At 56.9% G+C, this 20,220-nt stretch carries 16 protein-coding genes and 4 tRNA genes; 5 read left to right on the top strand and 15 right to left on the bottom strand.

The genetic code is table 11. From position 1 onward, the window contains the following. Positions 1-2: 2 nt before the first annotated feature. The 4 genes from JFU37_RS03600 (at position 3) to JFU37_RS03615 (ending at position 3,868) form a co-directional block, all read left to right on the top strand. Positions 3-293, top strand: coding sequence for a hypothetical protein (locus JFU37_RS03600; protein ID WP_201112974.1), 291 nt, complete (start codon positions 3-5; stop codon positions 291-293). Continuing rightward, positions 280-1,743, top strand: coding sequence for a DEAD/DEAH box helicase family protein (locus JFU37_RS03605; RefSeq protein ID WP_201112976.1), 1,464 nt, complete (start codon positions 280-282; stop codon positions 1,741-1,743). The genes JFU37_RS03600 and JFU37_RS03605 overlap by 14 nt, the downstream gene beginning before the upstream one ends. A 439-nt stretch (positions 1,744-2,182) precedes the next feature. Then, on the top strand, positions 2,183-2,539 hold the full coding sequence (locus JFU37_RS03610; RefSeq protein ID WP_201112978.1) for a hypothetical protein: 357 nt from the start codon (positions 2,183-2,185) through the stop codon (positions 2,537-2,539). Positions 2,540-3,271: 732 nt separating this feature from the next. Continuing rightward, positions 3,272-3,868, top strand: coding sequence for a hypothetical protein (locus JFU37_RS03615; protein ID WP_201112980.1), 597 nt, complete (start codon positions 3,272-3,274; stop codon positions 3,866-3,868). 472 nt (positions 3,869-4,340) lie between these two features. Here the strand turns inward: JFU37_RS03615 and JFU37_RS03620 are convergent. Continuing rightward, positions 4,341-4,417: transfer RNA gene (locus JFU37_RS03620), tRNA-Val, on the bottom strand. Positions 4,418-4,600: 183 nt separating this feature from the next. Here JFU37_RS03620 and JFU37_RS03625 point away from each other — a divergent pair. After that, entirely contained in the window at positions 4,601-5,884 is a 1,284-nt protein-coding gene (locus JFU37_RS03625; protein ID WP_201112982.1) for an NAD(P)/FAD-dependent oxidoreductase, read from the top strand. A gap of 122 nt (positions 5,885-6,006) precedes the next feature. Here the strand turns inward: JFU37_RS03625 and JFU37_RS03630 are convergent, their stop codons facing one another. The 14 genes from JFU37_RS03630 to accD all read right to left on the bottom strand — a co-directional run bounded on the left by JFU37_RS03630 (position 6,007) and on the right by accD (position 20,047). Next, positions 6,007-6,978, bottom strand: coding sequence for an XdhC family protein (locus JFU37_RS03630; RefSeq protein WP_201112984.1), 972 nt, complete (start codon positions 6,976-6,978; stop codon positions 6,007-6,009). 1 nt (position 6,979) lies between these two features. Continuing rightward, positions 6,980-8,215: a c-type cytochrome gene (locus JFU37_RS03635; RefSeq protein ID WP_201112986.1), complete on the bottom strand. Its 1,236-nt coding sequence runs from the start codon at positions 8,213-8,215 to the stop codon at positions 6,980-6,982. A 2-nt stretch (positions 8,216-8,217) separates the two neighbouring features. Further along, the gene (locus JFU37_RS03640) at positions 8,218-8,757 is read right to left on the bottom strand and encodes a (2Fe-2S)-binding protein (RefSeq protein ID WP_201112988.1); all 540 of its coding nucleotides are present in this window, start codon (positions 8,755-8,757) and stop codon (positions 8,218-8,220) included. Beyond that, positions 8,750-11,581: a xanthine dehydrogenase family protein molybdopterin-binding subunit gene (locus JFU37_RS03645; RefSeq protein ID WP_201112990.1), complete on the bottom strand. Its 2,832-nt coding sequence runs from the start codon at positions 11,579-11,581 to the stop codon at positions 8,750-8,752. Before JFU37_RS03645 ends, JFU37_RS03640 begins: the two co-directional genes overlap by 8 nt. 428 nt (positions 11,582-12,009) lie before the next feature. Beyond that, a tRNA-Asp gene (locus tag JFU37_RS03650) sits at positions 12,010-12,086 on the bottom strand. Positions 12,087-12,191: 105 nt separating this feature from the next. Then, a tRNA-Asp gene (locus JFU37_RS03655) sits at positions 12,192-12,268 on the bottom strand. 55 nt (positions 12,269-12,323) lie between these two features. Further along, positions 12,324-12,399 (bottom strand) — tRNA-Val (locus JFU37_RS03660). Between the two features lie 247 nt (positions 12,400-12,646). Beyond that, positions 12,647-13,423 carry an SDR family oxidoreductase gene (locus tag JFU37_RS03665; RefSeq protein WP_201112992.1) on the bottom strand — a complete coding sequence of 259 codons (777 nt, stop codon included), beginning with the start codon at positions 13,421-13,423 and terminating at the stop codon, positions 12,647-12,649. Further along, positions 13,420-14,631, bottom strand: coding sequence for an O-succinylhomoserine sulfhydrylase (locus JFU37_RS03670; RefSeq protein ID WP_201112994.1), 1,212 nt, complete (start codon positions 14,629-14,631; stop codon positions 13,420-13,422). The genes JFU37_RS03665 and JFU37_RS03670 overlap by 4 nt, the downstream gene beginning before the upstream one ends. Positions 14,632-14,803: 172 nt before the next feature. Beyond that, entirely contained in the window at positions 14,804-16,309 is a 1,506-nt protein-coding gene (purF, locus tag JFU37_RS03675) for an amidophosphoribosyltransferase (RefSeq protein ID WP_201112996.1), read from the bottom strand. Between the two features lie 41 nt (positions 16,310-16,350). Continuing rightward, complete coding sequence (locus JFU37_RS03680; RefSeq protein WP_201112998.1) at positions 16,351-16,911, bottom strand: CvpA family protein; 561 nt, start codon at positions 16,909-16,911, stop codon at positions 16,351-16,353. A gap of 262 nt (positions 16,912-17,173) precedes the next feature. Next, positions 17,174-17,839: an SPOR domain-containing protein gene (locus JFU37_RS03685; RefSeq protein WP_201113000.1), complete on the bottom strand. Its 666-nt coding sequence runs from the start codon at positions 17,837-17,839 to the stop codon at positions 17,174-17,176. Then, positions 17,823-19,130 carry a bifunctional tetrahydrofolate synthase/dihydrofolate synthase gene (gene folC, locus JFU37_RS03690; protein WP_201113002.1) on the bottom strand — a complete coding sequence of 436 codons (1,308 nt, stop codon included), beginning with the start codon at positions 19,128-19,130 and terminating at the stop codon, positions 17,823-17,825. The genes JFU37_RS03685 and folC overlap by 17 nt, the downstream gene beginning before the upstream one ends. Next, the gene (accD, locus tag JFU37_RS03695; protein ID WP_201113004.1) at positions 19,127-20,047 is read right to left on the bottom strand and encodes an acetyl-CoA carboxylase, carboxyltransferase subunit beta; all 921 of its coding nucleotides are present in this window, start codon (positions 20,045-20,047) and stop codon (positions 19,127-19,129) included. The genes folC and accD overlap by 4 nt, the downstream gene beginning before the upstream one ends. Positions 20,048-20,220 lie beyond the last annotated feature (173 nt).

A 20,220-nucleotide genomic window follows, 5' to 3' on the forward strand; every position in this document is an offset into this window, starting at 1 on the left:
TCATGAAAAACATAGAAATGACACAATCAGAACTGAGAGCTTTAGAGGAGCGTCGCTCATCGCTAGGTGCTATTGATTGTAGTATTGAAAAGAAGAACAAACTCATCACAGGAATCAGAGACTATAAGGGGAGTGAATACGGCATGAGTCAGTATGGCTTGTATCAGGTGCTATCCGTTCATGGTTGTACCTCACTTCCTGTAGAGCTTGAGGGCACCTTCACAGACCCAAGACAAATCACACGAACAATAGATACTTTAATCACAGAAGGGAAACTGATTGAACCCAAGTGAGCCAAAGGTTATTTACGTAGCAGAAGCTACACCGGGTACAGGCAAAACAGAACAGTTCATCAGAGAGCTAGACTCCGCACCTTACAAACGCTATCTCTATGCTGTACCTACCAAGGTGCTTTCAAAGGATGTTGTTAAGCGTATTCAGGCAATCGGCATCAATCACATCTACGTAATCAATAGTGACACTCACAAGCACGTCACTAACACAGTAGAATGCACACTCCTAGAAGACGACCCTAAAGTTCTTATCATTACGCATAAGACATTACTAGACCTTGACCCTTGCTACCTGCAAGACTGGATTGTGGTTATTGATGAGGTGCCATCGGTCGCTAATAATCTCACCAGAGATATTGGAGACCATGCGTATACTAACTTTCTTGAAAAGTTCATTGATATTGATAGTGACTCAACCAAAGCATCTATCAAGCCTGAAATGAAAAGAGAGGCTAGGAGCACATACGCAGATGTAATTGAAGACAAAGGCATGGCTACCATTACTACGTGTCTAGGTGCGCTAATCAGAGGGAGGGCTGATGTATTTATCAAAACCTTCTTCAACAAGAAAGAGAACAAATGGAAGTGGCAAGTCAGGGTCATTGATTACTTTGACTTGAGCGGTATCTATGAGCACGCCCTAGAAACACACATTCTCGGAGCTAACGTAACAGGAACCCTCGCCTATCAACACGCCCTAACCAAGGGCTACACCATTGCAGCGTCTAAGCTGACCCCAGAATACAGACGCTATAAGTTCCCTAGCTACATTTACCCATTGATTGGGGGCAGCAAGGTTAGCAAGACCATGCTCCTTACGCTCCCTGATGGTGTGGTAGCTGAGGAATGGAATGATCGAGTGTACGGGCATAGCCTGCTACGTGACGCTATAGAATTCGTTCAGGGGGAACCTATCCTTGTCCAGGTTCATGAATGGTGTAAGTATCCTTTCGAGGATCACCCTAACGTAATACGCATTCCATTTGATGCTAGGGGATTGAATGGATATTCAGACGTACACCACACACTGTCTCTGATTCATGGCAACCCTAATCCTATTGATGACCAGAACAATTCTGAGATGCTTGAGAAAATGGCCATATCATCATCAGTAGGTAAGCAAGCCTTACGCAATGAGCGCTACAGAGAACTGATATTCCAAGCTGCTACACGCAGTAGTATCAGAACTTTTAATAACGACAGGCCTACTGTTCACTTTGTACCCACAGAGGAATCTGGGCTACACCTAGCGTTCGATCTTAGGGGGTGTCACCACATCCTCAAGGATCTTACTAGACCAGCACCAAGCACGCACTCAAGAAGCAAGCTAGAGGACAACATTCTAATAGCTAAGGAACTATCAACTGATGGCTTATCTGCAAGAAAGATAGCTAGCCAGATGGGTGTAAGCAATAGAACTGTGAGCTTGTGGCTAAAGCAGACTGTGTAATTTTCCTTAAAGATACTCTAAGGGATTTTACACACCCTTACTAATTAACACTGAAGATCAAAAGCAACGTCGGCATAGCCGACAAGAGCACGCATTAAAGAGAGAATCAAAAGCAGAGCACCTCCTAGTATTCCGCTCTTGATCTTTCTTATTTGCGTATGCCACTCCGTGGCGTGCTCTTGCTCTTGCTTTTGTCACGCAGTGAAGTAAGCCAACCCCACCAATGAATAACAAGAATGCCCTATACAGATACCATTAAGAAAGCATCAGCTACCTAGACCGTGACCTACCTCTTAACCCTCCTACTATGCCTTCAATACTCCCAGCTACTAATCTTACAGATAATGCAGAACTACAGCATTCTAGCCATAGCCCTAAATATAATCTGCTACTCGATCACCCAGATAATTACAATCCAACACACCTACAAGAGAACACCATGAACCTAACAGATAAAGACAAGACCGAATACATTGAGACAAACTCACATTGCAACCTAGCCAAACGGTTAGGCGTATCCATGCTTACCCTAGATACTTACGCCGAGGAACAAGGATGGAAAGAGGAACACCGCATCTACTGGCATGACAAGTCCATTGAGATTCTAAAACAGGAACTCGTCAATGGAAACATTAGCGCAGTGAAGGAGATGCTTAAGGTAACAGGTGGCGTAAGACCTGTAGGGCGTCCACGCAAATCCGAAGTTGAGCGTGAAGTTGCAATTGGCAAGCGGATTGATGAAGAATACCAGTCAGATGTAAAAAGAATGAAGCTTGTAGACAGCAAATCAGGATAATTATTTATTAAGGCAGGCAAGACGCATTGGTTTTTGACGCCAACATTCAAACTAACGATACTTTCTAACTAGATATATTCTAAGTAGTGACATAATAAAAAATCGAACAATCACAGCTACCACAACGAAGATCACAGCGCCCATAACCTTGCCTTTGAATACAGCTATACACACCGCAGCAACCAAGACAGACACCATAAGCACGTTACATATCAAACCTATGGGATGATAGGACGCAGATGCTTTTATGACTGAGGCCAAGCGTGCCTGATCACTGTCCACTGCATGCACCATCCGTTTCTTGAACATAGCTAGGGCATAATGAGCGTTCCGCTCAGTTTCTAGGAGACTCCTAGATGCCCCTCAGGGGTGCTCAATGCGTTACCACATTGGCCGTTCTTCACAGGGGCTAGCGCCTGCTGTGCCTGATAGTTCAGCTACCAGAAACCTGCCCTCCTAACCACGCCAGAAGGGGTAAGCACTCCACCTCTGAGGGTGGCACCTCTGCCTGTTTACTAACCACCGGCTCGGTCTTCTGAGCGTTCACATCACCACTACACCATCGAAGGTTCGTTATGACGCTACTAACGTTGAAGCGTCTCACTCTCTGAGACGTACTGCTCAGCATCTGCTAGGCCCGTTTGCCTAATAGACTTATAGCGTAAAGCAACTACAATATCAAGCAAGGGAAAGAGAGTTTAGACACGCTATTATCCAGCCTGGAGCATCTCAGTGGACAACCCGACGCCTCAAGACCTGTCTCAATATATTCAAACTTTGAAACAAATGAAGGATCTATGTACAAATAGCTCCCAATGGGTTCCTCTATGGTCAGCGATAGTAGGCGGATTGATCGCATGGATACCCATTGCAATTGGAGCATTTTGGAGAGGTCGTTCCACTCGTAAATCAGTAGAAATTGCACTGCTTGCTGAGATCGCAAACATAGCAATAATGATAAGAAAAAGAAATTTTGTTATTCAACTTAAAGAAATACGCGACACACTCACCGAAATGAACAAGCAAATTGCCAACACTCACAATGATAGCGAGACACTACCCAACGTCGCCACCCAGACATTTATAGTTACAGTATCAACTGACTACTACAGAATCTACAAAGCAAACCTAGATAAACTAGGCGTTATCAACGGTAAAAAATTACTTAAAATAGTAAGCTTCTATAGCCTTCTTGAGTCAATAATGCTGGACGTAAAACCAGAAGGAAACCTTGGAAAAAGAGGCTCTGTCGAAGACTACACCGAAGTAATCATTTTTCTTGAAGACGCTTTAAAGTTAGCTGATGAACTCAGCGCACAGAAAACCTGAGTTTTCCCTAGAAATCCATTAGCGACATTGCATATATAAGCACCCCACCCCTACCCCCTGCCCCACCCCTGTTAAAGAAACGCGTACAGAATCCCTACAGCATCGCTCATGGCGTGCAGGATTCAACACATAGCGCTGGGGTGGAGAGCGTGGCCGATAGGCGTCTATCGCCTCACAGCAGGCACGTAGCTCAGTTGGTTAGAAAGCCTGCCCTTGTGAGGTACGAACAACGGGCAAGGGAGTGAGCTTGCGAACGTACCACCACCTAGACAAGAAAGTGCTCAGGCCATACGTATCAATAGGTTAGGGAGAGCCGTTCACAATTCTGAGTGTGAACAGAGGCAGGCATGAATCCACGTTCACATTGCCTTGTGTGAACGAAGCCTATAATTTGTGAACGTTTTCTTAGGCAAAGAAAAAGGGGAACCCTTTCGGATTCCCCTTCACACCGCCCAGCAGAGCGGATTTTGTTTGGTAGGCGCGATTGGACTCGAACCAACGACCCCCACCATGTCAAGGTGGTGCTCTAACCAACTGAGCTACGTGCCTGCTGTGAGGCGGCATTCTACGGAATTCCGGAGGGGTGTCAACACCTTTTTTCGAGCTAAGCCTATGAATATGCAAAATATTTAATTTCGCAGCGGCAAAGAAGATTTTCCGGTGGCTGGCGGTCGATTTTTAACTCGGGTAGGATCGACGCACTCGTAAAATATATTAAACAGAGGCAGCAGGATGGCGAACACACCTTACCCAGAGTCCTATTACGCCGCATCGGCCAATGCGGTTCCGCCGCGCCCGGCCTTGCTGGATGACGTAGAGACTGATGTCTGTGTGATCGGCGCCGGCTACACCGGTCTGTCCTCTGCCCTGTTTCTGCTGGAAAACGGTTTTCGGGTGACGGTCCTGGAAGCGGCCAAGGTAGGTTTTGGTGCGTCGGGGCGCAATGGCGGCCAGATCGTCAATAGCTATAGCCGTGATATCGATGTGATCGAACGCAGTGTCGGTCCAAAGCAGGCTCAGCTGCTGGGGCAGATGGCGTTCGAGGGTGGGCGGATCATTCGTGAACGGGTTGCCAAATATAATATCCAGTGCGACTTAAAGGACGGCGGCGTGTTCGCCGCCATCACCGCCAAGCAGATGGGCCATCTGGAATCGCAAAAACGCCTGTGGGAGCGTTTTGGTCACACGCAACTTGAGCTGATGGATCAACGTCGTATCCGTGAAGTGGTGGGCTGCGATCAATACGTCGGGGGCATGCTCGACATGAGCGGCGGCCATATTCATCCGCTGAACCTGGTGCTCGGTGAAGCGGCGGCCGTGGAGTTGTTGGGCGGCACTGTCTATGAGCAGTCGCCGGCGGTGCGTATCGAACGGGGTGCGAACCCGGTAGTGCACACGCCACAAGGCAAGGTCAGGGCCAAGTTCATCATCGTTGCCGGCAACGCCTACCTGGGTAATCTGGTGCCGGAGCTGGCCGCCAAGTCGATGCCGTGCGGGACTCAGGTGATTGCTACCGAGCCGTTGGGGGAGGCGCTGGCGAAAAGCTTGCTGCCGCAGGATTACTGCGTCGAAGACTGCAATTACCTGCTCGACTACTACCGTCTGACCGGCGACAAGCGTCTGATTTTCGGCGGTGGTGTGGTGTATGGCGCGCGGGATCCAGCGAACATCGAGGCGATCATTCGACCGAAAATGCTCAAGGCCTTCCCACAGCTCAAGGACGTGAAAATCGACTACGCCTGGACCGGCAATTTCCTGCTGACACTGTCGCGTCTTCCGCAGGTCGGACGGCTGGGCGACAACATCTACTATTCCCAGGGTTGCAGTGGCCACGGCGTGACCTACACGCACCTGGCGGGCAAGGTGCTGGCTGAAGCGTTGCGTGGCCAGGCCGAGCGTTTCGACGCCTTTGCCGACCTGCCCCACTACCCGTTCCCGGGCGGACAACTGCTGCGGACACCGTTTGCCGCGTTGGGCGCCTGGTACTACGGGTTGCGGGACAAGCTCGGGTTTTGACCGGCAGACGCATATCAGCTCGGGAAGATAAATACAGTCAGTTAAAAGATCGCAGCCTTCGGCAGCTCCTACAGGGGTACGCATTCTCTGTAGGAGCTGCCGAAGGCTGCGATCTTTTGATTTTAAAGCCGATCCCGCGCAATGCCGCTGCGGATTCGCAGGATGTCGGCGAGTACGGCAAGGGCGATTTCAGCAGGCGTCTTGCTGCCCAGGTTCAAACCGATGGGCGCATGAATCCGCGCCAGCTCGGCATCACCCAAACCACCAATTCTACGCAGCCGCTCGAAACGCTTCTGTGAGGTCTGCATCGACCCCATCACACCGATGTAAAACGCATCGGTGCGCACCGCTTCCATCATCGCCAGGTCATCGATGCGCGGATCGTGGGTCAACGCCACCACCGCCGTGTCGCTGTGGCAGCCACCGTCAGCAATGAACACCGAGGGCAGTTGACGACGAATCTCGACATTTTCCAGCACCACGTCTTCCAGTACCTCGTCGCGGGGATCGCAAAGAATCACTTCGAAACCCAGCCCGACGGCAAACTCTGCACACGCCTGAGCGACCGAGGAATACCCGGCCAGCAACAGGCGCTGGGCCGCACCGATCCGCACGCGCACCCGATCGATCTCACGCTCGATGCGCATGCCTTGCTCGCGGTCAGCGAACAGACTACGTACGCCGCTGGCCAGATCGATTTCCCGGATCAAGCGACGCTGCCCCAACAGTGCCGACTCCAGTTCTCGCAGGTGAGCTTGAACCTCGCAATCGGAATCAAGCTTCTCCACCAATACATCGAGCACGCCGCCACAGGGCAGGCTTACCCGTGAACGCGGATCGTCGCCCTCTCCGTAACGAACCACGCTGACCGCATCGAGAAATGCGCCCTCGGCGACACGCTCGAGAAAATCTTCCTCGACGCAGCCGCCGGACAGCGAACCGATCCATTGTCCGTCAGCATTCACCGCCAGCAACGAACCCGGCGCACGCGGCGCCGAGCCATAAGTGGCGAGCACCGTGCACAGCCAGATGCGCTGACCAGCCACCGACCATTGCAGCGCCCGTCGCACGACTTGCAGATCGAGATGCTGCATGTCAGTGCGCCTTGTGCTCGAGCGGCGGTGCATCGGCCCGCACTGTCTGCACATCGTTTACCGCCAGATCACCCGACTGACCACCCCACGTCTGACGCAGGTAATTGAGCAGATCAGTGAGTTGCTCGTGGCTGAGCTTTTCGGCAAACCCCGGCATCGGTTGCAGGTGTTCGAACCCGGCAAACTTCTGCTCACCGATACCGTCGTCGATCACCCGCACCAGGTTGCGCGGATCGTCCAGGCGTAGAGTGGTGTTGCCGCGCATGGCCACGGCAATGTGCGGCTTGCCTTCGCCATCGACCGCATGGCAACCGGCGCAGACGTTCAGGTATTCCTGACGGCCGCGCTGGGCGCTGGCGCTGAGCGTGTCCAATGGCACGTCATTCAGGAGCTTCGCCGCTGGCGGTTGATCGCCAAGCAGGAACGTCGCCATCGCCGCCAAGTCCGGATCATTGAGGCCTTGAGTGCTGTTGTGGAACACCGGGAACATCTCATTGAACATCGTGCCTTGGGCGCTCATGCCGTGCTTGAGGAACGAACTCAAGTCCTGATGATTCCAGCCGCGAGCGGCCAGGTCATTGGCCAGCAGGCTTGGCGCCAGATAGCCATTGAGCAGGCCACCGGTCAGGCGCTTGTCCTGCTGCATCGCACCCGGCAAACCACGGGGGGTGTGGCATTCACCACAGTGACCGAGCACGTCGACCAGGTACTGGCCGCGCTTGAAAGCTTCGCTTTTGCCTTCGGTCGGCGCGAGTTTCACGTCTTTGCCGTAGAGCATGTTCCAGCCCATCAGGCCCAGGCGCACGTTGAACGGAAAGCTCAGGTGGGTGATCGGGGCCGCACGCTCGATCGGCTCGACGGTTTTCAGGTACGCATGAATCGCGTCCGAGTCTTCACGGGGCATCAGGTGATACGAGGTGTAGGGCATCGCCGGATACAGACTCGCGCCATCGCGGCGTTTACCTTCGGTGAGCGCGGCGAAGAATTCGTTATCGCTGTACAGGCCAATGCCGTGCTCTTTGCTCGGGGTGATGTTGGTGCCGTAAATCGTCCCGAACGGCGAGACAATCGGCAGGCCGCCCGCATACGGTGCGCCACCCGGTGCGGTGTGGCACGCCATGCAGTCAGCGGCGCGAGCGAGGTATTCGCCGCGTTTGACCTGATCGTCTGCGTGAGCCATTAACACCGGCGCAGCCAGACCAACCGCCAATGCCAGGCGGGAAAGTAGATGCTTCATGCTTAACCCTCCTTGACCAGGCCGAGATCGGTCAGCACGTTGCGCGTGGCGCTGTAATAGCGGACGTAGCCAGTGCAGCGGCAGATATGGTGACCGAGGCTGTCCTCAATGACTTTCTCCAGCTGGCTTTTTACAATCGGCTGACGCTGAAGTTTTTCCACCAGCACCGTCGCGGCATTCACAAACCCCGGCGCACAGTAGCTGCACTGGAACGCGAACTCATCGACGAAGCGTTGCTGGATCGGGTTCAATTGGGTGACCTTGCCCTGGTCATCGCGGGTCGCGTGACCTTCGATGGTCCGCACTTTCTTGCCTTCGAAGTAATGCGCGCCAGTGATGCAGGTGCGCACTTCTTCACTGGTGCCGTCCGGATTGTCGACGATCACCACGCACGCGTGGCAGATGCCCTGACCGCATCCCAGGCGCGAGCCGGTGAGATTTTTGTACTCGTGCAGGTAGTCGATCATCGGCAGATCATCAGGGATGTCCACTGGGCCGACGGATTGACCGTTGAGGGTCAGTTGAAGCGGACGGTTAGCCATTGAGGGCCTCCTTGATGCGTGCAGACGTGATAGGCAGGTCGCGGACCCGTTTGCCGATGGCATGCGCCACGGCGTTACCGATGGCACCCACCACCGGGATCATCACCACTTCAGCAATGCCCTTCGATGGATCGCTCGGCGACAGTGGCGGCAAAATCTCGGCCGTCTGCTTCCAGACCGCAACGTGTCGCGCCATGGGCAGGCGATATCGGTTGAAGTTCCAGTCACCCTCCCCCGGCCCGCCTTCGTACAACGGCATCTCTTCCATCAGCGCATGGCCGATGCCCATTGCAATCCCACCTTCTAGCTGCCCCTTGACCAGCTCTTCCACCAGCACCCGACCGCACTCAACCCACGAGTGGTGATTGAGGACCTGAACTTCGGCCGAACCTTTGTTCACTTTCAGTTCCACCAACGTCGCCACCGGGCTGTAGTACGTCACTGCCGCGTTGTTCAGCTGGGTGTCGGGGTAATGCACGTTCTGCCGATCCAGCAGATGGAAACCGGCGCTGTTCATCTGCGCCTTTTTCACGCTCGGAGCGCCGTCGCCGTACTTGACTGCCAGACCGTCGAGCGGCAAACGCTCACGCACGCCGTCGATGCTGAACTCGGCCTCGGCCCAGCTCCAGCGGTTGAAACCGTGGACGGTCGCGCCGGTGACCAGACCGCGCTCGTGAGCGTGTTTGGCCAGCTGTTCGAAGCTCAACGGCTGCATGCCGTTGGCGGTGAGTTTGCCGTCGACCCAATGCGCGTCTTCGCGACGCACTACGTACGGGTTGGCTTGGCCGCCGTACGGGCCCTGGCCCCAGATCTGCAACGCCGCCGGCCACAAGCCGTGGTTGAACAGTACACGCGCCGCTTCACGGGTGGCGTGGCTGAAGTAATACGCGGAGTTGGTCGCTGACGACGCCGAGGCCAATTTGCCAACCCAGCGCGGGTTGCGCAGCAAGTTGTCCTGCTCGGCCTGACTCATGATGTACGGGTTGCCGCCGCTGATGAGTTGCAACTCTTTCCATTCAGTCTGGCCGGTCTTCACTTCAGTCGCCGGAACGCCAAGGAAATCGGCCACGACCAAGGCTTGCGAGGTCGACATACCGGTGCCGAGTTCGATACCAATGTGGCGCAGGGTAATGTGCCCTTCCGCGGTGAATTCGATGCTTGCCATCGGTGCTTCGGAGCCGGTACCGAAGTCTTTCTGGCAAATGGCGAAACCCACGCCGTACCAGTTATCCGGGTCTTCGGCCTCGCGCTGCTGTTTGATCGCGTCGCGATTTTTCCAGACGTCATGCGCGGCGGCCTTGTCGAGAATCTCGTGCAGGCGCAACGCACCCGCCGGCACTGCCCCCTGAGTGTTTTTCATGCCCGAGACCATGGCGTTTTTCTTGCGCAAATCGATGGCATCGATGCCGAGACGACCGGCAATTTCATCCACCATCATCTCGGTGGAAGCCATGCTTTGCAGGGTGCCGTAACCGCGCATCGAACCCGCTTCAACAGCGCGGGAATGATAGGCCGTGACCTGCAAATCGTTCTGCGGCATGTAGTAGATCGACTGCGCCGCCGTGGCGCCAACCGCCGCCACCGACGGGCTGTAGTTGACTCGTCCACCGCCGTCGACGCTCATCTCGGCGCGGAAAATCTTGAAACTGTGATCGGTCTTGTCCACTGCCAGTTGGTAGCGGATGTCGAACGAGTGACGTTTGATACCGCTCTGAAATTGTTCATAGCGATCGTTGGCCAAACGCACCGGCACACCGGCGCCGTACAACGCCGCGAGGGCGGCGTAGTAGACGAAAATGTTGTGGTCTTTGGAACCGTAACCCACGGTGTAGCCAGGGTGCATGTTCAAGTTGGCCAGGCCGAAACGCGACGGCGCGATCATCTTCGCGGTTTCGGTCGCCGCTTCCAGTGGGCACTGAGTCGCCACCACGAAATGCAGGGTTTTGGTCGCTGGATCGTACCAGCCGTTGCCGTTGTCCGGCTCCATGGCGGCCGGTTCAATGGACGGGGTTTTATAGCGCTCGTCGAACACCAGCCAGTTGTCTGGCGGCGCGTCGATCTGCTGCTTCATGCGTTCGGCGTAAAACAGCCCGCGCTCGGTCAGATTACCGTGCAGGTTCGGCTGGGAATTCCATACCGGACGGCGGTTGCGCAGCATCGGGAACAGGATCGAATCCTTGAGACTGGCGAACTCATCTTCGTCCGCCGAGGTCGCACCGCCGACCCGCACGTAGCGGAAGCTGCCATAGGGATCGCCTTCGTAGAACGGCACTTGGGCGCCGTAACGAATCGCTTTGTCATTGAATTTGAGTTTGGCCTTGGCCTGACGGAAGCGCTCGAAATCATTCCAGATCAGGATCGCCACCGGGTGACCGATGAACATCGGCACCTTGCCTTCCGGCAGCAGCGGATCAGGCGCGTGCTCTTCCGGAAAGACGATGCCGTCCTTGTCCAGGTCGGCGGCGGTGACGATGCGGTCGGGTTGCAACTCGGCACCAAGCCACGACAGGTCATAGCCTGCGTAGATGCGGTCGGCCTTGATAGTTTTCAGCAGCATGGCGTGGCCTTGCTGCTGGGGCCAGCCCGGCATGTCCTTGGCGCGGATGTCGCGGGCAAAGACCTTGCTGCCGCAGACCTTCGACAAGGCATCGTTGCGCGAGCGCGCCTTGCCGTTGTTACCAAGCCACTGCTCGGACGGCACGGTCACGCTGTTTTCCATCAAGGCGGCCAGCGCCTGGGTGCTAAGCGGTGTAAGCGTCACGCTCACACCCGCCACCAGCCCGCCCTGCAGGAATGAGCGCCGGGATATATCACGGTTGGACATGGATCATCCTCTGGGCGGTTATGGGACCGCCCTTCTGATTATGTACTGGAAATCTCGAGTCTTGCAGAAACCCTTTTTGACGATGCAAAGGGCTGTATTGACAGTGCAAAGCTGACCGAAAGGTTAACTTTAAAGGTTTATGCGCTCGCCGCAAACAACCCGCTGCAAAAAACTGACTAAAGAATCAATTTATTGCAGTTTTTCTGTTTATCGAGCGTATCGCGGCGGCATTGAGTGCACCCATACGCATGCGGTGTTGCTTATGTTGCCTTCGCAACCGAGAGTAATTCAGTGACAGGAAAGGAGGAAAAGCCAAATTTCAGACACAAAAAACCCCGGTCTTTCGACCAGGGTCTTTGCTATCGACTCGAATAAGCCAGTGGCTTTCTTCGTAGCTCCAAGGCGTTCAGTGGGCCTTGAGGCAGATATGGCGCAGCGGACGGGACTCGAACCCGCGACCCCCGGCGTGACAGGCCGGTATTCTAACCGACTGAACTACCGCTGCGTATCGCTTTGAGCTGACGCTCAATTAACTCGTCTGATTGAAAGCTCCGAGACTTTTCAATCTCTCTTTCAATCTCGAATCAGGGCAAACCTGACTCGGTAAATATGGCGCAGCGGACGGGACTCGAACCCGCGACCCCCGGCGTGACAGGCCGGTATTCTAACCGACTGAACTACCGCTGCGCGTCGGTGGAGGCTTTTAAGGGCTTCCATCTTGCTTTCACAAGACTCTCGGAAGTGGTGGGTGATGACGGGATCGAACCGCCGACATTCTGCTTGTAAGGCAGACGCTCTCCCAGCTGAGCTAATCACCCGTTTGCATCTCCGAGGCCGCGAAATTTACGCAGGTAGCGAACCTAAGTCAATAGCAGGATTGAAGTTTTTCTGAAAAAGACAAAATCGTGTCATTCCAGACAACTGCCAGACCGCTTTCGCGAGCAGGCTCGCCCCCACATTAGAAATGCATCCTGCCTGAAGACCCGCAAACTACTGTGGGAGCGAGCCTGCTCGCGATGAGGCCGGCACATTCAACATCAATCCATTGAAGCCAGTGTCTCAGTGCTATTCGCTGTAAATCATCTTCTTGGTCATGCCGCCATCGACCACAAACTCCTGGCCCGTGACGAACCCGGCGTTCTTCGACAGCAACCACGCGACCATCGCTGCAACGTCCTCGACCGTCCCTACCCTGCCCGCCGGATGCTGGGCATGGTCAGCCTCGGTGAGCGGTTCGGCACGCCGTACAGCAGGGTCCCGCGCATCGATCCAGCCAGGGCTGACCGCATTCACCCGAATTTCCGGTCCCAGGCTGATCGCCAAGGCATGAGTCAGGGCCAACAGACCGCCCTTGCTCGCCGCATAGGCCTCTGTGTCCGGTTCCGACTGCCCGGCGCGGGTCGAGACCAGATTGACGATCGCCCCGCTGTGAGCCCGCAGGTACGGCGCACAGTGCTTGGCCAAGAGCATCGGCCCACTTAGGTTCACCGCCAGCACCCGATTCCAGTACGCCAGGTCGAGGCTTTCCAGGGTGATGTTGTGCGGATCGGCCACTGCAGCGTTGCACACCAGCGCATCCAGACGCCCGAACTGCCCCAGCACCTCGGCGACACCCAACGCCACCTGCCCTTCATTGGACACATCCATGGCGATGAACCAGGCGTTGTCGCCGAGCACCTTCGCCACCTTCGAACCGCGCACGCGGTCCAGGTCCGTCAGCACCACCTGCCAGCCTTCACAGATCAGCCAGGCCGCAATCCCCAGACCAATGCCCCGCGCAGCACCGGTTACCAGTGCGACACGGCCATTGGTGCCGGTGCTCGGCGTGGACAACTCGATCACAAGGCCGCCAAGCCACGCGCCAGATCGGCTTGCAGGTCTGCCACATCTTCCAGACCGACCGCGACGCGGATCAAGCTGTCACGAATGCCCGCCGCTTCACGCTCTTGCGGCGCCAGACGACCGTGGGAGGTGGTGCTCGGGTGCGTGATGGTGGTCTTGGTGTCCCCCAGGTTGGCGGTGATGGAAATCAGACGCGTCGCATCGATAAAGCGCCAGGCGCCCTCTTTGCCGCCCTTGACCTCGAAACTCACGACCGCACCGAAGCCCTTCTGCTGACGTCGAGCCAGTTCGTGCTGCGGATGGCTCTTGAGACCGGCGTAATGGACTTTCTCGATGCCGTCCTGTTGTTCCAGCCATTCGGCCAGTTGCTGGGCGTTGGCGCAATGCGCCTTCATGCGCAGGCCCAGGGTTTCGAGGCCCTTGAGGAAGATCCAGGCATTGAAAGGGCTGAGGGTCGGCCCGGCGGTACGCAGGAACCCGACCACTTCTTTCATTTGCTCGCTGCGACCGGCCACTATGCCGCCCATGCAACGGCCCTGGCCGTCGATGAACTTGGTTGCCGAGTGCACGACGACGTCCGCACCCAGTTTCAGTGGCTGCTGCAACGCAGGCGTGCAGAAGCAGTTGTCGACCACCAGCATCGCGCCTTTGGCGTGAGCGATTTCCGACAACGCGGTGATGTCCACCAACTCGGCCAATGGATTGGATGGCGACTCGACGAACAGCAATTTGGTGTTGGACTTGATGGCCGCATCCCAGCCGGACAAATCCGCCAGGGGCACGTAATCGACCTCGACGCCGAAGCGCTTGAAGTATTTCTCGAACAGGCTGATGGTCGAGCCGAACACGCTGCGCGATACCAATACGTGATCGCCAGCACTGCACAGGCTCATCACCACGGCCATGATTGCAGCCATGCCGGTGGCCGTGGCGACAGCTTGCTCGGCGCCTTCCAGCGCGGCAATGCGCTCTTCGAACGCGCGCACGGTCGGGTTGGTGTAACGCGAATAAACGTTGCCCGGCACTTCGCCAGCAAAGCGCGCCGCCGCATCGGCAGCGGTACGGAATACATAGCTGGAGGTGAAGAACATCGGATCACCGTGTTCACCTTCCGGTGTACGGTGCTGACCGGCGCGTACGGCCAGGGTATCGAACGCTACGCCGTCGAGGTCGCTGTCCAGCCGACCGGCATCCCAATCCTGACTCATGCCGCCACTCCTTGATTCATTACTCTAATAAAGACATGCACCATCTGTAGGAGCGAGCTTGCTCGCGAAGAACTCAAGGGCGGCACACTGCTTCAGGGCAGCCGCGTTATCGTTGACGTCCATCGCGAGCAAGCTCGCTCCTACAGTGGCCAGCCGCGAGGTTGTTCGTTACTCAATTGTTATACAGATCAATGATCGCGCTGACTGCTTGCGTCTTGACCTTGGAGGCATCGTTACGGGCCTGCTCGATCTTGTTCAGGTAAGCCTCGTCGACGTCACCGGTGACGTAATGGCCGTCGAACACCGCGCAATCGAACTTGTCGATCTTGATCTTGCCGCCACCGACCGCTTCGATCAAGTCAGGCAGGTCCTGATAGATCAGCCAGTCAGCGCCGATCAGATCCGCCACGTCCTGAGTCGAACGGTTATGAGCGATCAGTTCGTGGGCGCTCGGCATGTCGATGCCGTAGACGTTCGGGTAGCGGACGGCCGGTGCGGCGGAGCAGAAGTAGACATTTTTGGCGCCGGCTTCACGGGCCATCTGGATGATCTGCTTGCACGTCGTACCGCGAACGATCGAGTCGTCCACCAGCATCACGTTCTTGCCGCGGAATTCCAGCTCAATGGCGTTGAGCTTCTGGCGTACGGATTTTTTCCGGGCAGCCTGCCCCGGCATAATGAAGGTCCGGCCGATGTAGCGGTTCTTCACGAAGCCTTCGCGGAACTTGACGCCCAAGTGGTTCGCCAGCTCCAGGGCCGCGGTGCGGCTGGTGTCCGGAATCGGGATGACCACGTCGATGTCGTGCTCTGGACGCTCGCGCAGGATTTTCTCGGCGAGCTTCTCGCCCATGCGCAGACGGGCCTTGTAGACCGATACGCCGTCGATGATCGAGTCCGGACGCGCCAGGTAGACGTGCTCGAAGATGCACGGGGTCAGGGACGGGTTGGTTGCGCACTGACGGGTGTGCAGCTTGCCCTCTTCAGTGATGTAGACCGCTTCGCCCGGTGCCAGGTCGCGAATCAGGGTGAAACCGAGCACGTCCAGGGAAACGCTTTCGGAGGCGATCATGTACTCGACGCCTTCGTCGGTGTGACGCTGGCCGAAGACGATCGGGCGGATGCCGTGCGGATCGCGGAAACCAACGATGCCGTAACCGGTCACCATCGCGACGACCGCGTAACCACCGACGCAGCGGTTGTGCACGTCGGTGACGGCCGCGAATACGTCTTCTTCGGTTGGCTGCAACTTGCCACGCTGGGCCAGCTCGTGCGCGAACACGTTGAGCAGCACTTCCGAATCGGAGTTGGTGTTGACGTGGCGCAGGTCAGATTCGTAAATCTCCTTCGCCAGCTGTTCAACGTTGGTCAGGTTACCGTTATGCGCCAGGGTGATGCCATAAGGCGAGTTGACGTAAAACGGTTGAGCTTCGGCCGAGGTCGAACTGCCCGCGGTCGGATAACGCACATGGCCAATGCCCATGTGCCCGACCAGGCGCTGCATGTGACGCTGATGGAACACGTCACGTACCAGGCCATTGTCCTTGCGCAGGAATAACCGGCCATCATGGCTGGTGACAATACCGGCAGCGTCCTGGCCGCGGTGCTGGAGGACGGTTAGCGCGTCATACAGCGCCTGATTGACGTTCGACTTACCGACGATACCGACGATGCCACACATGCGACGCAACCCCTACTTAATGGATCTGAACTGAACACAACTTACTGAGGTGTTTTGACCATCGGCAAGAGGTGCTCCTTGAACGGTATCTCAGCGGGTACGCTGATACCGCTGGCAAGCCACTGACTGCTCCACCCAAGGATCAGGTTTTTGGACCAGTCTGCAACCAATAGAAATTTTGGCACGAGCTGTGACTGTTGCCACCACCCGTCCTGCTGTACCGGCCCCAGGCTCAACAGCCCGACGGCCACGACCACCAGCAGCACGCCACGCGCGGCGCCGAAGGCCATGCCGAGGAATCGATCGGTCCCGGATAGCCCGGTGACGCGTACCAACTCGCCGATAAGATAATTGATCATTGCGCCCACGATTAAGGTGGCGACAAACATGATGGCACAGCCCGTGATCACACGAGCCGATGGCGTTTGGATGTATCCGCCGAGGTACTCGGACAATGAACCACCGAACATCCAGGCGACAACTCCTGCGATGATCCAGGTCACCAGCGATAGTGCTTCCTTGACGAAGCCGCGGCTCAAACTGATCAATGCGGAGATGGCGACGATTGCAACGATCGCCCAGTCAACCCAGGTAAATGGCACAGTGCAGCCTACAGACGGATAAGGCGGCGCATTTTAGCAGAGCCCATGCTTATCGGTAAGCTGCGATTGTCAGTGCATTTCAAATAGAGGCAATAGCATACGCCCCTGTAGCAGCTGGCGCAGCCTGCGTCCGGCGGAGCAGCAGCCGTAAAATCAGGCAAATCGGTGTATCAGGTACACCAGGCAAGCTGGCATTACGACTGCTTCGCAGCCGGACGCAGCCTCGCAGGCTCGGCAGCTGCTACAAAGTTCGCGGTGCTTGTTAACCGCGCTCCGGCTGGAAACGCACCACAAACCCCTTGAGGTTCTGTTGGCGGCTCAACAGGTCACGCAGGCGATCGGCTTCTGCACGCTCGATCAGCGGCCCGACAAACACCCGATTTTTGCCATCTGCGGTGCGGATGTAGGCGTTGTAACCCTGGCTGCGCAAGGTTTTCTGCAGACTTTCTGCACTTTCACGACTCGACAGGCTGGCCAGCTGCACCGACCAGCTGACCGACAGGCCATTGGCATCGACGCGACTTTGCGTGGTGTCCGGCTTGCCCGGTGCGGCCGTGATGGGCTGGGCAGGCGGTGTGGCAGACTTGGCGACCGGAGGCGGTGTGGATGACTTGGCGACCGGAGGCGGCGTGACCGCTTTGGCGACAGGCACACTCGGTGCAATCGGCGTCAACGGCGCTTCTTGCTGAGCGATCTCGTCATCACTCGGCACCGGCTCTTGGGGCAACGCCTGCGGCTCAGGCACTACCACCGGCTCGACCTGGACTTGCGGCACCGAAGGCGCTTGCGGCGCAGCCGGGGCGTCGACGATCACCTGACGCTGTTCATCCTGGCGGGAAAACAGCATGGGCAGGAAAATCACCGCCAGCGCCACCAGAACCAGGGCGCCGACCATGCGCTGCTTGTATGCCTTATCCAGCAATGCCATTTGCCGCTTCCTCCGTGGAGCGCCGAGCCAGCCAATCGAGGGCCTCGGCGACACAATAAAATGATCCGAACAACAGAATCTCGTCGTCGCTCGTCGCCAGCGCGCACTGCCCTTCCAAAGCAGCAGCGACGCTGTCATAAGATGTGACCGACGCGCCAAGAGACTGCAACGCAGCCTGCAAGTCGGCGACCGGGCGCGCTCGCGGTGAATCCAGCGGCGCGACGGCCCAATGCTGGACACTAGCACTCAATTCACCGACAACACCATCGAGATCCTTGTCCGCCAGCAAGCCGAACACCGCCAGTCGCTTGCCTGCGGGCGGGCGACTGGCCAGACGGCGCGCCAAGTACTCTGCCGCATGCGGGTTATGCCCCACATCCAGCAACAGGTTAAGACGCTTGCCCTGCCAGTCGAACTGACGGCGATCAAGACGACCCACCACCCGTGTCGCTTTCAGGGCATCAATAATCTGCGCATCCACCCAAGGCAAACCGAGCAACAGATAAGCCTGCAGCGCCAGCGCAGCGTTTTCCATGGGCAGATCGAGCAACGGCAGATCATGCAACTCGACCACACGCCCTTGAGCGTCCAGACCGCGCCATTGCCAGTCGTGATCGGTCACACCGAGATCAAAGTCGCGCCCACGCAGGAAAAACGGGCAGGCCAGCTCGCGCGCTTTATCCAGCAGAGGTTGCGGAGGATTCAGGTCACCACAGAGCGCAGGCGCGCCCTGGCGGAAGATGCCGGCTTTCTCAAAAGCCACGGATTCACGGGTATTGCCCAGATAGTCCGCATGATCGACGCCAATACTGGTGACCAGCGCCATGTCGGCGTCCACCACGTTTACCGTGTCCAGACGTCCACCCAGCCCGACTTCCAGCACCACCGCATCAAGCCCTGCCTGTTCAAACAGCCAGAACGCCGCCAGGGTGCCCATTTCGAAGTACGTCAGGGAAGTGTCGCCACGCCCTGCCTCAACCGCTGCAAAGGCTTCGCACAGCTCGGCGTCAGTGGCTTCGACGCCATTGACCTGCACCCGCTCGTTGTAACGCAGCAGGTGCGGAGAATTGTAGACACCGACGCTCAGGCCCTGCGCCCGCAGCAACGAAGCCACGAATGCACAGGTAGAGCCTTTGCCGTTGGTACCGGTGACCGTGATCACCCGAGGCGCCGGCTTGCCCAGTCCCATGCGGGACGCTACCTGTTGCGAGCGCTCCAGCCCCATGTCGATGGCTGAAGGGTGCAACTGCTCAAGGTAGGCGAGCCACTCGCCAAGGGTGCGTTGGGTCATAGGTTGGCAGGTACCGGTGGCACTACGATGGGTTCGATTGGCGCGGCAACGAATTTCGGCGTCGGCAGGCCCATCATTTGTGCCAGCAGGTTGCCCAGACGCGGACGCAGTTCCTGACGGTGAATGATCATGTCGATTGCGCCGTGTTCCAGCAGGAACTCGCTGCGCTGGAAGCCTTCTGGCAGTTTTTCGCGCACGGTTTGCTCGATCACGCGCGGACCGGCGAAGCCGATCAGGGCTTTCGGCTCACCGACAATCACATCGCCCAGCATCGCCAGACTGGCGGAAACACCGCCGTACACCGGATCGGTCAGCACGGAGATGAACGGAATGCCTTCTTCACGCAGACGCGCCAGCACCGCGGAGGTCTTGGCCATTTGCATCAGGGAGATCAGGGCTTCCTGCATCCGCGCACCACCGGAGGCGGCGAAGCAGATCATCGGGCATTTGTTTTCCAGGGCGTAGTTGGCGGCGCGAACAAAACGCTCCCCAACGATGGCGCCCATCGAACCACCCATGAAGGAGAATTCGAAGGCCGAAACCACAACCGGCATGCCCAGCAAGGTACCGCTCATGGAGATCAGCGCGTCTTTTTCGCCCGTCTGCTTCTGGGCAGCGGTCAGGCGATCCTTGTACTTCTTGCCGTCGCGGAATTTCAGACGGTCAACCGGCTCCAGGTCCGCGCCCAGTTCGGCACGGCCGTCGGCGTCGAGGAAGATGTCGATGCGCGCGCGTGCGCCGATACGCATGTGGTGGTTGCACTTGGGGCAAACGTCCAGGGTTTTTTCCAGCTCTGGACGATACAGCACAGCCTCGCAAGACGGGCATTTGTGCCACAAACCTTCAGGCACCGAGCTCTTCTTGACCTCGGAACGCATGATCGAAGGGATCAGTTTGTCTACTAACCAGTTGCTCATGCTTTCTTTCTCCAGTACCGGCGGCCCGAACGCTTTGGTTCGCAGCCCCGCGTATGCCCTTGAGCTAAATTCATGTGTGCGGCGATGATTGATGGGTTGCCACGGTCAGCGCGAGACTTGACCTGCGTGCAACCCAACCATCCTAAGCCCTGCCTGCTTTGTGCAAGTGCAGT

Source organism: Pseudomonas sp. TH41, from assembly GCF_016650695.1.
GTDB lineage: Bacteria > Pseudomonadota > Gammaproteobacteria > Pseudomonadales > Pseudomonadaceae > Aquipseudomonas.